Source organism: Desulfobacter sp. (genome assembly GCA_028768525.1).
Classification (GTDB): domain Bacteria; phylum Desulfobacterota; class Desulfobacteria; order Desulfobacterales; family Desulfobacteraceae; genus Desulfobacter.
Genome location: CP054837.1, coordinates 2,162,881 through 2,177,624 on the forward strand (window position 1 = coordinate 2,162,881; position 14,744 = coordinate 2,177,624).

The window sequence follows — 14,744 nt, forward strand, 5'->3', positions numbered from 1 at the left end:
TCCAGGGGATGCAAACCGGAAATTGAATAGACTTTTGATAAACCCCCATGATAAACTGATTCACTTTTAGCCAATGAAAGAAATTCAGGAGAGTGATCATGGCGGAAAAACTGGATATCCTTATTGTAGGGGCCGGCCCCGGCGGCCTGGCTGCCGGCATCCTGGCCCAAGACGCTGGATTGGCCTACCTCATCATTGAAAAGGGAAGCAACCCCATGCAGGGGATCATTGATACCTATCCCAAGGGCAAAAAAGTTTATCCAACCATCCCCAAGCGGTATACGGATCCCTTTCCCGTGGATGAGGTCCGGCCGCCCGATTCACGGATTCCCGTGGAAGCCTATATCGACCAGGCCCGGGCCGCCGTGCAGGACCGGGGACTGAACATTCAATTCAATGAAGCCTTTATTTCCATGGAGGGAGAACACCCGGGCTTTCTGGTAAAAACTGAAAAGACCACCTACCTGGCCCAAAATATCATTCTGGCCTTCGGCAGCAACATTCCCAACGATTTGGGGATTTACGGGGAAGCAAAAACCGTTGCCCGGAATATCGAAAACGGGGAAGACTACATCGGCATCAACGCCCTGGTCATCGGCGGGGGAAATGCCGCCGCCGATGTGGTGGCCTCTCTCTCCCGGATCAAGCGGGAGGCAGATGACGACACCTCGGTCTACTGGGCCCATATCAAGGAAACATTCGAAATCAATAAAGACACAGCCCGGGACCTGGGGGAAGAAGTGCTGCTGGGCGGCCACATTAAAATTCTCCAGCGGGCAGTGCCCAAAATAGGCGAGGTGGATGCCGACGGGATCGATCGCCTCTATATCCACCAGACGTCCGGCACGTCCATGGGAAATGACCTCTACCTTTACCAGGGCATGAGTTTTCCCATGAAAAACGTCATTGCCTGTATCGGCCACCACGGCCCCGCCGCCATTTTCGACGGCCTGGACCTCCAGCAGATCACCTGCACCGGCGCCATCTGCAAAATCGCCAAGGAAGGGGAACGGCTCCTCATGCTCTCCCAGTCCCTGGAAACCAGCAGAAAGGGAATATTTGCCATCGGCGGCGCTGTCAGCCCCTCCTACATGGAAATCGATGCCCAGGGGGTAATCAGGGAAAAACGCCATTCCAACCTGATTTACACTGCGGTTGCCGATGCGAAAACTGTGGTGGACCATCTGACCGCCGACTGACCCAGGCCCTTTTCCCGCTCTTGCAATATTGAAAAAGTGAAGGTTTAAAATTTTATCTTGACCATCAAACAATCCTCACATATTATCTTGACAGTCAAACTATTTAGTTTTAATATATGAGCAAATCTTCAGATGAAGAAAATTATACTTAAGAATTAAGGACACCCATGACCACCATTATCGAAATTCTCAAAGCCTCCTGGTACCTCTACCTGGATGTTGCCGTTTACATGCTCTTCGGCTTTTTTGTGGCCGGCATCCTCTACGTCTTTTTCAAAGCGGATAGAATCAGGTATTACCTGGGAAAAGGGAAAGTAAAGCCGGTATTCTTTTCCGCCCTTTTCGGCATTCCCATTCCCCTTTGCTCCTGCGGGGTGGTCCCCGTGGCCACTGGCCTGAAAAAACAGGGGGCCAACTCCGGGGCAGCCCTCTCCTTTATGATCGCAACCCCTGAATCCGGGGTGGACTCCATTGCCATATCCTGGGCCATGCTGGACCCCGTCATGACCGTGGTCCGTCCGGTGGCGGCATTTATCACCGCTGTCAGCACCGGTATCGCCCAGAATTTTTTCGGCAGGGAACAACCGGACACCCCCCTATCCAATTCGATCCAGCCGAAATCCGGCGGCGGCTGAGGCTGTGCATCCACCACCTGCGGTGCAGGTGAGAATTCTGAAGACAAGCGGTTTTCCGCCCCCCTGGGGCAGCGCCTGGCCGCCGGACTCAAATATGCCTACGGAGAACTGCTCACGGACATTGCCAGACCTTTTTTAGTCGGCATCCTCATTGCCGGGGCCATCACCTTTTTCTTTCCCGAAGACCTGACCCTCTGGGCCAATGCCCACCCCCTGCTTTCCATGCTGACCATGCTGGCGGCGGGCATTCCCATGTATGTCTGCGCCACCTCCTCCACCCCCATTGCCGCCGCCCTGATTTTAAAGGGTCTGAATCCCGGCGCAGCCCTGGTTTTTCTCCTGGCAGGCCCTGCCACCAATGCGGCCACCATGACCATCGTCAAAAAAATATTCAACACACGGGCCCTGGTCATCTACCTGTCCATGATTGCGATCTGCGCCCTGGGCATGGGCTTTATTGTGGACGGCATCTACACCCTGACCGGCATCAACCCCCAGGCCGTGGTGGGCCAGTCCGGGGAAATCTTCCCCCAATGGATCCAGGTTTCCGCCGCCGTCATCCTGACCACCCTAATCCTGTATAACCGATTTGCCCACAGCGCCCACACCCATTGTGATGATCACAAACACGCCCACTCTCATTAGCAGGCAATCCCGCCCGGTCAGGATGTTCCGTCCCCCCTCCTGGCCGGGGAATTAACCGAATACAGTGACAATTATAAAAGGCCGGGGTTCAGCAGTCAGGGCCGGGCATTTGGAATCCCCCACCGCCTTTACCCGCCCCGGGCTTTCATGTATACTGGAACAACACAACCACCCCAATGAAAAGGAGGAGAAAGATGATAACGGCCGAAGACATCATGGAAACCAATATCATCTGCATCAACCCGGATACGGAAATCACCCGTGCCGTGGAAATGCTGCTCAACAACCACATAAACGGGGTGCCTGTGGTGGACAGCCACGACGAACTTCTGGGCATCCTCTGCCAGAGCGACCTGATATTCCAGCAGAAGGAAATGCCCATCCCGCCCATTTTCACCATTCTGGACGGCATCATCCCCCTAAGCTCCTCCAAAAAACTGGAGGATGAATTCCAGAAGATATCCGCCTCCAAGGTCAAGGATGCCATGGTCACCCGGGTGGTCACGGTAACACCGGACACCCCGGTATCCGAAATCGCCAGCCTGATGGTGGAAAAGCATTTCCACACCCTGCCTGTGGTGGAAGGCAAAAAACTGGTGGGCATCATCGGAAAGGAAGATATATTGAAAACCATGATAGCAGGCCCAGACAACGATACCGACGGTGTGAATGAACCCTGAGACACCAAGGCCCCTGAACCGGCCGTCACCCTTTTCCATCCCCAATATCAGGCGGTATATCGCCTTCAAGGTATTGTTCAACTCCAGGTTCTACTACCCGGTCTTTACCATATTGTTCCTGGACTTCGGACTCACCGTGGCCCAGTTTTCCATTCTCAATGCCGTCTGGGCCGCCACCATAGTCCTGGCCGAAGTGCCCTCCGGCGCCCTGGCCGACACCATCGGCAGGAAACGGCTGCTTGTCTTCGCCACCCTGACCATGGTCCTGGAGGTGGGGCTCATCGCCTTTGTGCCCACGGAGAATACAACACTGGTCTTCTGGATTTTCCTGATCAACCGCATCCTCAGCGGCCTGGCCGAGGCGGCAGCCTCGGGCGCCGACGAAGCCCTGGCCTACGATGCACTGAAAAAATACGGAGATCCCAACGAGTGGGGACGGGTCCTTGAACTGCTCACCCGATGGCAGTCCATGGGCTTTATCATTGCCATGACAACCGGCGCCGTCATCTACGACGCCTCCCTCATGACCTCTCTTGCCGATTTTTTCGGTCTTTCCCTCTCCCTTACCCAGGAAACCTGTATGAGATTTCCCCTATACGGCACCCTGTTGCTTGCCCTGGGCGCCTGTGCGGCAACCGCCGGCATGGAGGATATTTCCGGGGAGGCGCAAGAAGGCCCGCACGGCAAGGACCGGCAGCCGCCGGACCTCATCAGGGCCTTCGCCCTGACCTTTAAAGCCGGTCGCTGGATCCTGGCCACCCCCTTTGTCCTGGGCGTCATCCTCTTCGGCATGCTCTTTGACAGCAGCATCCGCATGGTCATCACCCTGTCCAGTCAGTACTACCGGATGATCCTTTTGCCCGAATCCATCTTCGGCATCATCGGCGCCGTGGTGGCCATGCTGGGTTTTTTCATCCCGTCACTGGCCAGGAAGCTGGCCGAAAACAGGCCGCCGGAATGGGGGCTCTATCTCACCGCCGGTCTGGCAACCACCGGCCTGGTATCCATGAACTTTTTCTGGCCCTGGCTGGGCATGATTCCGGCGCTGGTCACTTATAGTGCCATGTATTTCAACGGATTTTTTGTCAGTTTCTACACCAACCGTGAAACCCCTTCGGCCCAGCGGGCAACGGTTCTCAGTTTCAAAGGCCTGTCCTACAACCTGGCCTATGGACTCTACGGCACGGCCTACGCCCTGGTGCTCAAACTCCAGCGCCAGGGACTGGATACCGATCTCACCGGCCAGGCCCTGGACAATCTGGTTTTCAAAGAAAGCTTTTTCATTTTCCCCACCCTGTTCGCCGTCGGCTTCATCTGCCTGGCCCTGACTGCAAAATCAAGGCTGCTGAAAAAAAGAACAGCAAAAAAATAAATACAGGTTCAGCCATCTATATCATTTGTCATTGGCACCGAACCTCAATCCCCAAAAAAAATTAACAAAACACTTGACTTCTTCCAAGATACCTGTATGATAGATAGAATTGCGTAAGAAAGCGCATGTGTTTCTTCTTAAGGTGTACATCCCAATTGTCTAATGTGATTTGCCCCCCAAAGTTCGAAGCAAAATTTTTATTTTTTTATTTAGGAGAGTGCCGACATGGCAAATGGTATCGTAAAATGGTTTAACGACACAAAAGGTTTTGGATTTATTGAGCAGGAAGACGGCGGAAAAGACGTATTCGTTCATCATTCCGGCATTAACGCCACAGGTTTTAAATCCCTGAACGAAGGTGACCGCGTCACATTTGACATTGAAGAAGGCCAGAAAGGGCCTGCCGCAACCAACGTGACCGTAATTTAGCCCATCGGCTGTACAAGTTTATAAGAAAGCCCCTGGACATCCAGTCCAGGGGCTTTTTTGCGTCTTTCCCTTCCTTTCCGTCCCACCCGCCACAGTTTTACTTGTTGAATTCAAAAAATACCCATAAGATGGTGGTTTTAAACTGAACCCCATCAACCTGTTTTGTGCCAAGGAGCAATCGGGATGTTTCAGCCAATTGATCTGAACTGAAAGAAATTCGGCACCGCCCTGTAAAATGCCCCCTAACGGCATTGCTGTAACTGACAATTCGCTGCACCCCGTCAGAGAGGCACAAAAAACCCTGAAGGCGGAAACCGGATCCGGTTAATTGAGAGGAATGCAAATGAACGTAAACGGCAATAAAGTCATGGCCCTGAAGGACGCTGTAGAAAAATTTGTGACCGACGGGTGCCACATGTCCATCGGCGGTTTTACCATCAACAGGAACCCCATGGCCGCCATATACGAAATGATCCGGCAGGGGGTAAAAGACCTCCACCTTTACGCCCATTCCAACGGCCAGGGCGTGGATGAACTGGTGGGGGCGGGCTGTGTGGCCAACCTGGAAATCGCCTACGGGGGCACAGGGAAATTCATGTCCACCGGCCTGCGGTTTAAAAAAGCCGTCCAGGACCAGGCCATAACGGTGGAGGATTATTCCAACTACCAGATGACCCTAAGATTTCTGGCCGGGGCCATGGGGGTGCCCTTTTTACCTACCCGCTCTGCCCTGGGGACGGATATCGTCCACAAATGGGGATTTTCCAGGGAGTTCCGCCAAGAAAACCAGCGCATTCCCGACGAAAAACTGGTCATCATGGACAACCCCTTTGAAAATTGGTGCAACACCGAAAAGGTGGTTCTGGTGCCGGCCATTAATCCAGATGTCACCTTTATCCATGTGCAGACCGCCGACATCACCGGCAACTGCCGCATCGACGGACTGACCTTTGCCGATGTGGAACAGGCCAAAGCCTCCAAAACCCTTGTTATCACCTGTGAATCGATGGTGGACGACGATTACCTGAAAAACGAGCCCGACCGGAACCAGATTCCCTTTATCCATGCCGACGCCGTGGTCCACGTTCCCTTCGGTGCCTACCCCACGGCCTGCTACAACTATTACGATTACGACCCCGTCTATCTAAATGACCATGCCAGGGCCGCCAAAGACGAAGCCGCCTACAGGGGCTACCTGGAAACCATGATACTGGGCCAACCCGACCACCATGCCCTTCTGGACCATGTGGGCCGTGCCCGGCTGGAGAGGATCACCGCAGACAGAAACCGGGGCTACGCCAAAGATCTGGACCGGAAATAAAGGGGAAATTCCAATGGAATACACATTAAAGGAAATGATGACCATCTGCGCGGCCCGGGAAATCCGGAACGGCGACATCGTCTTCTGCGGCACCGGCATCTCCATGCTGGCGGCCATGGCGGCCAAAAACATCAATGCCCCCGGCGCCGTGATCTTTTTCGAGACCGGGGCCATTGACGCCGAACTGGCCGACCTGCCCCTGGCCGTGGGCGACTCCAGGGTGATGTACCACACCTCATCCAACGGGGGGCTGCTGGACGCTTTCGGCACCATGCAGAACCGGTTTACCGGCCCCCAGGTGGTGGGCATCCTGGGGGCGGCCCAGATTGACATCTACGGCAACCTCAACTCCACGGTGATCGGGGAGTATACAGCGCCCAAGGTACGGTTTTCAGGCAGCGGCGGCGCCTGCGACGTGGCCTCCTTCGTCTCCCGGAGCATTATCTTCATGAAGCAGGAAAAACGGAAATTCAAGAAGAAACTGGACTACCTGACCAGCCCCGGCTACCTGGACGGGCCTGACGGCCGCATCAAAGCCGGCCTCCCCCCGGGCGGCCCGGACAAGGTCATCACCGACATGGGGGTGATGGGATTTGATGAAGAGACCAAACAGATGTACCTCATCGGATGCTACCCCGGCATCACCCCTGCTGATATCCTGGCCAATATGGAATTTGACATCGAGGTGGACAGGGCGGCTGAAATCCAGCCCCCCACTGACGAGGAACTGAAACAGCTCCGGGAGAACTGCGATCCACAAAGGCTCATCCTTTAGCCGCCCTTTGGCCCAAAATGACCGAAACTTGTCCTTGTGTAAACGCCTGGCCTTTTATAGACCAAAAGTGATAACACCCACTTTAACCGAAAGGACAAAAAATGACACGCAAAAATAAAAAAAAGACCGCACTCATCGTCGTGGATGCCCAGGAATCATTTAAAGCCCCACGGGACGGACTGTGGGAGCGCCGGGGGCCGGCTGGATTTGAACATCATATCCAGGCCCTGGTCACGGGATTCAGAAAGGCGGGCCGGCCTGTATATTTTATTCTCCATACCGACCGGGATCCAGGCTTTGCCGCAGATTCTCCCTACTTCAGGGTGATGGACTTCCTCGAACACCAGCCAAACGAGCCCTTGCTGGTGAAGCAGGTCCACAACTCCTTTACCGGCACCCACCTGCTGCCCCTTCTGATACAAGAGGGCATCACCCGGGTGGCCATCTGCGGGATCCGTACTGAACAATGCTGCGAAACCACGGCCCGGGTGGCCTCGGACCTGGGATTTGAGGTCGATTTTGTGACCCAGGCCACCCTCACCTTCCCCCTCTCCCACCCGAATACAGGAAAATTGCTCACCGTGGAAGAAATCCAGGAACGGACAGAAACGGTTCTCCACGGCAGGTTTGCCCGGATTGCTACGGTGCAGGAGGCATTGAACGGACTTGGGGAGCCTGAAAAATGAAACAGGTCATTTTTCTCCTCTTTCCCGGAGTTGAAATCCTTGATTTTGCAGGCCCCCTTCAAACCTTTATGGAGGCCAGGAACCGGGGATGCGACCTCACGGTTGACTGCTGTTCGTGGCAGACGGAAATCCGGTCCTCCCACTCGGTTTTCATCAACCGACTGGACCATTTTTCAGGAATCAGGCCCCAACAGGGCGATATCCTCGTCATTCCGGGGTTTCCCTACCATCAATATGCGGGAAACGGTATGGAAAAGGTGCCGGACGAGGTGTTCCACTGGCTGAGGCGGGCCTACAACAAGGGGGCGGAACTCTGCTCGGTATGCACCGGCGCCTTTGCCCTGGCCCATGCCGGCCTCCTGGACGAAAAAAGCTGTACCACCCACTGGCAGCGCACCCGGGCCCTCCAACGGGACTTTCCCCGGCTTAATGTCAGGACCGACTGCCTTTTTGTCCATGATGCCGGCATCTACACCAGTGCCGGAATTGCCTCGGGCATCGACCTGGCCCTGGCCCTGGTTGAAAAGCACTGGGGCCCGCATGTAACCTGCCGGGTGGCAAGGGATTTGGTGGTGTATCTGAGGCGGGACGGGGGACACCATCAGCAATCCATCTACCTGAGCTTTCGGGACCACATCCAGCCCGTCGTTCACAGGATTCAGGACTGGCTGATTTCCAACCCCGGAAAAACCTATACCATTGACAGCCTGGCCCGCCGCTTCGGTCTGAGTCCCAGGAACCTGACCCGGACCTTCAAAAAGGCCACGGGCATCACCATCAAAGCCTACGCCACCCTGCTGGTACTCGAACACGCCAGGACCCTTCTTCAGGATCCCGGCCAATCGGTTGAAGCGGTGGCGGTGCAATGCGGCTTCCATGACGGAAGGCAGCTGCGGCGGTTATGGAAAAAACATTTCGGCACCACACCGGGGGAAGCCAGGCACGGCGCCTGCCTGGTGTAAAATCCGGTATTGATTCCCCCGGCAAAGGCCTGCGGGACCAATTGGCTTTTTGCCCGTGATAGGTCTATACTCTTTTTCAAATGCGTCATTCCATGCCCCGCCATTGGAGATAGAATGGAAAAGGCCAATCCATCAAATTTAAAAAGGGATATTTCTTCGGAGTGGTTCCACGCCCTTGTGGAATCCAACCTCGACGGCATCGTCATCATGGATGACAAAGGCCGTATTCTTGATCTCAATCCTGCCGGGGAAGCGATATTCGGTTATTCCAGTTCGGAGGTGATCGGTTCAACGGTTGCCGACAAGCTGATCCCCCCCGCCCTGCGCAAGGCCCATGCCAGCGGCTTGAATGCCTTTCTTGCCACCGGGGAAAAAAGGATTATCGGCCAGCGCATTGAAATAACGGCCATGCGGGCGGGCGGCACCCAATTTCCTGCGGAACTTGAAGTCATCTCCATAACCCCGGACAAGTCCCGGGTTTTTATCGCCTATATCCGGGATATCTCAGAACAGAAGCAGGCTGAAAAAGAACGGTTTCACTATGCCATGGATATCAAAAAGACCCTTTTGCAGACCATCCTGACCATATCCCGCACCGTTGAGCTCCGGGATCCCTATACCGCCGGCCACCAGCGGCGGGTGGCCCATCTGGCCGCCAGCATCGCCCGGGAATCGGACCTATCGGAAGAACGCACCGAAGGCATATTCCTGGGGGCCCTCATCCACGATATCGGCAAAATTGCCATTCCCTCCCAGATCCTCTCGCGGCCCGGTGCGCTGATGCCCGAGGATATCGGGTATCTGAAAATCCACTGCCAAAAAGGATATGAGATCCTGAAACCCGTTAATTTCCCCTGGCCGGTGGCCCAGATCGCCCTGCAGCACCATGAGCATCTTGACGGTTCGGGCTATCCCAAGGGACTGCGGGGAAACCAGATATTATTGGAGGCGCAGATTGTCAGTGTGGCGGATATTGTAGAATCCCTTACCGCCCACCGCCCCTACCGCCCGGCCTACCCCCTCAATGACACCCTGGCCTACATCAGGGAGAAAAGCGGCATACATTACAACAGGGACATTGTGGATATCTGTATCCGGCTTTTTGAAAAAGGGTATCATATTGATGCCGTTGACATGGACGAACTGAACTGGCTTGCCTCCATATCCTGATCAATAAACCGGCAAATAAAATTGGTCACCGATCAAAATGCTTTAGATAAAAATCCCCCGATGACCGGCAGGGCACGGAAAGACGCCTGCGCCCATGCCGGCCTTAGTTTCTGCCGAGGCGGTCCCGCAATCCAACACAGGGTTTAGTAATTTTTGAATAATAAAATAAGAGCATCCATTTTTAATCATAAATTTAATCAGATCCCTATTGACCCCCCTATCTATTTCCGATATTCTCCCTTCTAAATTAAAACACTCTTACAGAACAAATCATGTTTGATACCCATCCCGCCCCAAAAAAACTGAACGCCGTTGAAAAAGCCCTGGAGATCCTGCTCAAATTCAGGGGGTCGAAGCCCTCATGGGGAATACGCGAACTCTCCACTGAACTGGACTTCAGCCCCGCAACGGTCCAGCGCATCATCAAAGTTCTCAAATCCTACGACTTCATCCGCCAGGATCCTGCTACCCGCCAATATTACATCGGCAATATATTTTACCGGTTCCTCGATAAACTGAACAGCACCAACAACCTTACCGGAATCGGCCGCCGCTTCATGAAGCAGGTGGCCATGGAGACCCGAGAAACCGTCCACCTCAACGTGATTGAAGGCTGCCTGAGAATCTGCATCCATACCATTGAATCCCCCAGAGCGCTCAAGGCGGGCATGCCCATCGGCAATCAGTCCCCCCTCTATGCCGGGGCCTCGGCCAAATGCCTTTTGGCCTTTTCTCCCCGGCGATTCAGGGAAGAATACCTGAAAACCACCCGGATCATCCCCCTGACCGGCAGCACCATTACGACATCCGGGGAACTGGAAATGGAACTGAAAACAATCAGAACCCAGGGCTACGCCCTCAGCCTGGGAGAACGGACACCGGGCCTGGGCTCCCTGAGCGTCCCGGTATTTGATTTCAAAGGAGATATCCTGGCCAGCTTGAGCCTGGCCATCCCGGAAATGCGCATCACCGGCCGGGATCACACGGACACCTGTATCAACAGCCTGAGCCGGGCCGCAAATGCCTTTTCCCTGTCCTTGGACCAGGAAAAACGAGAAAGAGAAACTGCCCCCTAAACAAAAAGAAGACGGAGGAGAGATGGATTTCAAAGAAATCGCCAAAAAAACCGGAAAAACCGCCAACCTCTATTTTTCCACAGTAAAGGACGAAGACAAGCCCTACAACCTCTGGCGCCACTTTGACCCGGAACTGGCCAAGGACATGTCCCTGTACATCACAGGACAGATGTACGCCCGGGAAAAAATCCCCCACACCACCCGCCAGCTTATCACCGTGGCCGCCCTCACCGTTCTCTCCAAACCCGAGGAACTCAAACTGCATATCCACGCCGCCCTCAACGTGGGCTGCACCAGCGAAGAAATCGCGGAAGTCATCTTCCAGACCAGCATCTACGGCGGCGTCCCAGCGGCCAATACCGCCCTTTCCGCCTTGAAAGAGGTCCTTGAGGAAAGGGACAGGGATTAAGGCCCCGTCAAAAAGCGGTTTCCATAAATTAAGGGGGGGGCTGATTGCCGTCAATCAGCCCCCCTGGTCAGGTGTTATTCTCAAGCGGCCGCTTTACCCGCCCAGAAGGGTGAGAAAAATCCCGGCAGCGATCACGGTGCCGATGACGCCGGCCACATTGGGTCCCATGGCGTACATGAGCAGATAATTTTTCTTATCCGCCTCCATGCCCACCTTGTGCACCACCCGGGCGGCCATGGGCACGGCAGATACGCCGGCCGCCCCCAGCAGGGGATTAATCTTGTTTTTGGATAAAAGGTTCATGAGCTTGGCCAGCAGCACCCCGGTCATGGTGGAGACCACAAAGGCGAACAACCCCAGGCAGAAGACAAAAATCACCTGGGGGCGCAGAAAATTTTCCGCATTCATGGTGGCGCCCACGGGAACCCCCAAAAAAATGGTGACGATATTCATCAATTCATTCTGAGCCGCATGGTTCAGCCGTTCCACCACGCCGGATTCCCTGAAAAGGTTCCCCAGCATAAACATGGAGATCAAAGGGGCAGAGGCCGGCACCAGCAGGATGATCACAAAGGTGGAGACAATGGGAAAAAGCAGTTTTTCCAGTGGCCTGACCTTTCTGCCCTTGGTCATGCGGATACATCGCTCGGCCTTTGATGTCATCAGTTTCATCACCGGAGGCTGGATTATGGGCACCAGGGCCATATAGGAATAGGCGGCCACGGCACAGACCCCTAAAAGCTGGGGCGCCATCTTGGATGCCAGGAATATGGTGGTGGGCCCGTCGGCCCCGCCGATGATGCCGATGGTGGCCGCCTCCTTCAGGTCAAAACCAAAGGCCTGGGCCGCAAAAAAGGTGATGTACACCCCGGCCTGGGCCCCGGCCCCCAGAAAGATCAGCCGGGGATTGGCGATCAGGGGCCCGAAGTCTGTCAGGGCCCCCAGCCCCAAAAAGATCACCGGCGGAATAATCTCCCAGTGAATCCCGTACTGGTAAAATTTCCAGAGCAGCCCCTCGTTGGGTTCCATCAGCCCTGCCAGGGGCAGGTTGACCAGGATGATGCCGAAACCGATGGGCAGCAGCAGCAGGGGTTCGTAGGATTTGGCCACGGCCAGGTAAATCAGCACCAGGCCGATGACCCACATCACCCCCATGCCGGGGGTGAGATAAAAAAAGCCCGAGGTCCGGAAGAGCATGGAAATGGAATCAAGCACCTAGGCCTCCTTTTTCTTTTCCAGCGCCATAACAGCCGCCCCGGTCGCTTTAATGGAGATATAAAGGAACGCCATTCCGAAAAATACGCCGAAAATTCCTGTCAGAAAGACCATCACCGCATCCGTCATGATTATTTTCCTTCCCTTAAGGCGGCCTGGTCCCTGATAATCCTGGGCAGGATCATCTGATGCTGGGGACAGATGGATTTGGGGTTCTGGTATACGGCACCGGCAAAGGCCTGCATGTATTTGCGAAGATCGGCCAGTTTCACTATTTCGTCCACCATGCCCTGCTTGGCGCAGAAAAGCGGGGTGGAGGTATCCGCGTATTTCTGGGCCAGATCGTTCATTTTTTCCACCACCGGCTCAAGGTCGCGGCCGGCTTCCTTTTCCTTGACCAGCCGCCGGGCATAGGTGGCCACAGCAGCGGTCTCACCGTGCATAACGCAGATTTCCGTGGCGCAGGTGCCCACGGTGAATGCGTTGTTCCGGTTGCCCTGGGGGCCGCCCATGACATAGTGGGCCGCAGCGGTTCCTTTTCTTAACACGGCCAGCATCATGGGCAGATCGGTCTGCTGGATGGAATAGATCAGGGACTGGCCCAGCCCCAGCAGTTCAGCCTTTTCAGCGATGTCTCCCACATCAATGCCAGAGGTGTCCTGGAACCAGATCACAGGAATTCTGTCCCTGCCGCAGAAGGTAACAAACTCATTCATCTTAATCAGGCCCTGGCGGTAGAGCTTGGACCCGATGCCGGGGTAGTCGGCATACTCGGGATATCCCTTGCCCAGATACCCCTGGCGGTTGCCGATGCAGGCCACAAGAAACCCGTCTACCTTGCACAACCCGGTGTAGACCTCGGGGCCGTAGTCGGGCCGGTACTCCAGGTGTTCCGAGCCGTCCACCAGCCGGGCCAGAATCTGGTCGAAATCATAGACCGTTTTAGAGGCCATGGGCAGAAGGCGCATGACATCTTCGGATTCAAAGGCAGGAGCCTTGGGTTCGGCCACCCGGTAGAACTTGGGATTATAGGCCGGCATATCCTTCATATAGTCTTTGATGCCGTCCAGGACCTCTTTTTCGTCCTCGTATACATAGCGGAAAAAACCGGTGGAATCATAATGGGTGGCAACGGATCCGGGGGGTTTGGCCCGGTGTTCCTTGGCCCGGGTCACCAGGTCCTCGGCCATCTCCACGGTGAATCCCCCCTGGGGGGCCATGCCGCTGACGATGCCGGCACCGCCCACGGCCATGTTGCATTTTTCATGGGCAAAGAGGATGGTGGGGCTGACGGACTGGTAGCCGCCGCCGGCGGGGTTGGTGCCGTAGATGGCGGCAAGGACGGGGATACCTGCCTGTTCCAGTTCAGCGTGCCGGAAAAAGGGCGTGCCCGCCCCCCTGCGGTTGGCATAAAATTTTTCCTGTTCGGTAAGCTTTGCCCCGCTGCAGTTCACCAGCCAGACCAGGGGGATATTCAGCCGCTTGGCAAGATTGGTGACCCGCAGAATGTTCTCGGACTGGCCGGCCAGCCAGGCCCCGGCCATGACCTTGTTGTCAAAACCGATGATCACGGCCCATTTACCGTTTATTTTCCCCAGGCCGTCCACCACATTGGTGGTGCCCTCCACATTATCGGCAGGGTTATAAAGGGTGTGCAGGGGCGTCCAGGTGCCAGGGTCCACCAGATAGTCCAGGCGCTGCCACACGGTCATCTGTCCCCTGGCATTGATCTTTTCTTCGGGGAGCCCGGCCGTCTTTACCCCGTCAACGGCTTTGTCCAGCCCGGCTTCTGCGGCCATTACCGCTTCAAGATTTTTCTGGGTCCGTTTGATCGTCCCTTTTTTCAGGGCATCCCCAAAAGCATCCATGGCTTCAAAATAGGGTTTCATGCAAACCTCCGGAAACTACTGCTGCTGTAAGGGTTAAGCCGGGTCTATGACCGCGATCACGTCATCCTCTTCCACCGAATCCCCCTCTTTGACTTCTATTTTTAAAACCGTGCCGGAACAGGGGGCAAAGATGGGGGTTTCCATTTTCATGGCCTCAATGACCATGAGTTCATCATCTTCTTCAACCGCCTCGCCGGGGTTGAGGGTGAGGCTGACGACTTTTCCGGACAGGGGGGCAATGACATTTTCAGACATGGTTTATTCTCCTTTATTATTCATTC

16 protein-coding genes are annotated in these 14,744 nt (G+C 55.1%); 13 read left to right on the top strand and 3 right to left on the bottom strand.

What is annotated here, in order from left to right; genetic code table 11:
* Window positions 1-98: 98 nt before the first annotated feature.
* The 13 genes from HUN04_09970 (at window position 99) to HUN04_10030 (ending at window position 11,359) form a co-directional block, all read left to right on the top strand.
* Window positions 99-1,199, top strand: a complete 1,101-nt coding sequence (locus tag HUN04_09970; protein ID WDP90018.1) for an NAD(P)-binding domain-containing protein — start codon at window positions 99-101, stop codon at window positions 1,197-1,199.
* Window positions 1,200-1,366: 167 nt separating this feature from the next.
* Window positions 1,367-1,834 carry a permease gene (locus tag HUN04_09975; GenBank protein ID WDP90019.1) on the top strand — a complete coding sequence of 156 codons (468 nt, stop codon included), beginning with the start codon at window positions 1,367-1,369 and terminating at the stop codon, window positions 1,832-1,834.
* A 63-nt stretch (window positions 1,835-1,897) separates the two neighbouring features.
* Window positions 1,898-2,479, top strand: a complete 582-nt coding sequence (locus tag HUN04_09980) for a permease (protein ID WDP93238.1) — start codon at window positions 1,898-1,900, stop codon at window positions 2,477-2,479.
* A 194-nt stretch (window positions 2,480-2,673) separates the two neighbouring features.
* Window positions 2,674-3,159, top strand: a complete 486-nt coding sequence (locus tag HUN04_09985) for a CBS domain-containing protein (GenBank protein ID WDP90020.1) — start codon at window positions 2,674-2,676, stop codon at window positions 3,157-3,159.
* Window positions 3,149-4,531: an MFS transporter gene (locus tag HUN04_09990; GenBank protein ID WDP90021.1), complete on the top strand. Its 1,383-nt coding sequence runs from the start codon at window positions 3,149-3,151 to the stop codon at window positions 4,529-4,531. The genes HUN04_09985 and HUN04_09990 overlap by 11 nt, the downstream gene beginning before the upstream one ends.
* 225 nt (window positions 4,532-4,756) lie before the next feature.
* Window positions 4,757-4,960 carry a cold-shock protein gene (locus HUN04_09995; GenBank protein ID WDP90022.1) on the top strand — a complete coding sequence of 68 codons (204 nt, stop codon included), beginning with the start codon at window positions 4,757-4,759 and terminating at the stop codon, window positions 4,958-4,960.
* Between the two features lie 343 nt (window positions 4,961-5,303).
* Entirely contained in the window at window positions 5,304-6,281 is a 978-nt protein-coding gene (locus HUN04_10000; GenBank protein WDP90023.1) for a CoA transferase subunit A, read from the top strand.
* Window positions 6,282-6,294: 13 nt separating this feature from the next.
* On the top strand, window positions 6,295-7,056 hold the full coding sequence (locus HUN04_10005; protein WDP90024.1) for a ketoacid-CoA transferase: 762 nt from the start codon (window positions 6,295-6,297) through the stop codon (window positions 7,054-7,056).
* A gap of 101 nt (window positions 7,057-7,157) precedes the next feature.
* Window positions 7,158-7,742 carry an isochorismatase family protein gene (locus HUN04_10010; protein WDP90025.1) on the top strand — a complete coding sequence of 195 codons (585 nt, stop codon included), beginning with the start codon at window positions 7,158-7,160 and terminating at the stop codon, window positions 7,740-7,742.
* Window positions 7,739-8,704, top strand: coding sequence for a helix-turn-helix domain-containing protein (locus tag HUN04_10015; protein WDP90026.1), 966 nt, complete (start codon window positions 7,739-7,741; stop codon window positions 8,702-8,704). Before HUN04_10010 ends, HUN04_10015 begins: the two co-directional genes overlap by 4 nt.
* Window positions 8,705-8,818: 114 nt before the next feature.
* Window positions 8,819-9,874: an HD-GYP domain-containing protein gene (locus tag HUN04_10020; protein WDP90027.1), complete on the top strand. Its 1,056-nt coding sequence runs from the start codon at window positions 8,819-8,821 to the stop codon at window positions 9,872-9,874.
* Window positions 9,875-10,146: 272 nt separating this feature from the next.
* Window positions 10,147-10,950, top strand: coding sequence for an IclR family transcriptional regulator (locus tag HUN04_10025; protein ID WDP90028.1), 804 nt, complete (start codon window positions 10,147-10,149; stop codon window positions 10,948-10,950).
* Between the two features lie 22 nt (window positions 10,951-10,972).
* Window positions 10,973-11,359 (top strand): carboxymuconolactone decarboxylase family protein, encoded by a 387-nt coding sequence (locus HUN04_10030; GenBank protein ID WDP90029.1) that lies wholly within the window; start codon window positions 10,973-10,975, stop codon window positions 11,357-11,359.
* 93 nt (window positions 11,360-11,452) lie between these two features.
* Here the strand turns inward: HUN04_10030 and HUN04_10035 are convergent, their stop codons facing one another.
* The 3 genes from HUN04_10035 to HUN04_10045 form a co-directional block, all read right to left on the bottom strand.
* Window positions 11,453-12,556 carry a sodium ion-translocating decarboxylase subunit beta gene (locus HUN04_10035; GenBank protein ID WDP93239.1) on the bottom strand — a complete coding sequence of 368 codons (1,104 nt, stop codon included), beginning with the start codon at window positions 12,554-12,556 and terminating at the stop codon, window positions 11,453-11,455.
* 149 nt (window positions 12,557-12,705) lie between these two features.
* A complete protein-coding gene (locus tag HUN04_10040) occupies window positions 12,706-14,463 on the bottom strand; it encodes a glutaconyl-CoA decarboxylase subunit alpha (protein WDP90030.1) in 1,758 nt (585 codons plus the stop codon).
* A 33-nt stretch (window positions 14,464-14,496) separates the two neighbouring features.
* A complete protein-coding gene (locus tag HUN04_10045; protein ID WDP90031.1) occupies window positions 14,497-14,718 on the bottom strand; it encodes an acetyl-CoA carboxylase biotin carboxyl carrier protein subunit in 222 nt (73 codons plus the stop codon).
* Window positions 14,719-14,744: the final 26 nt, after the last annotated feature.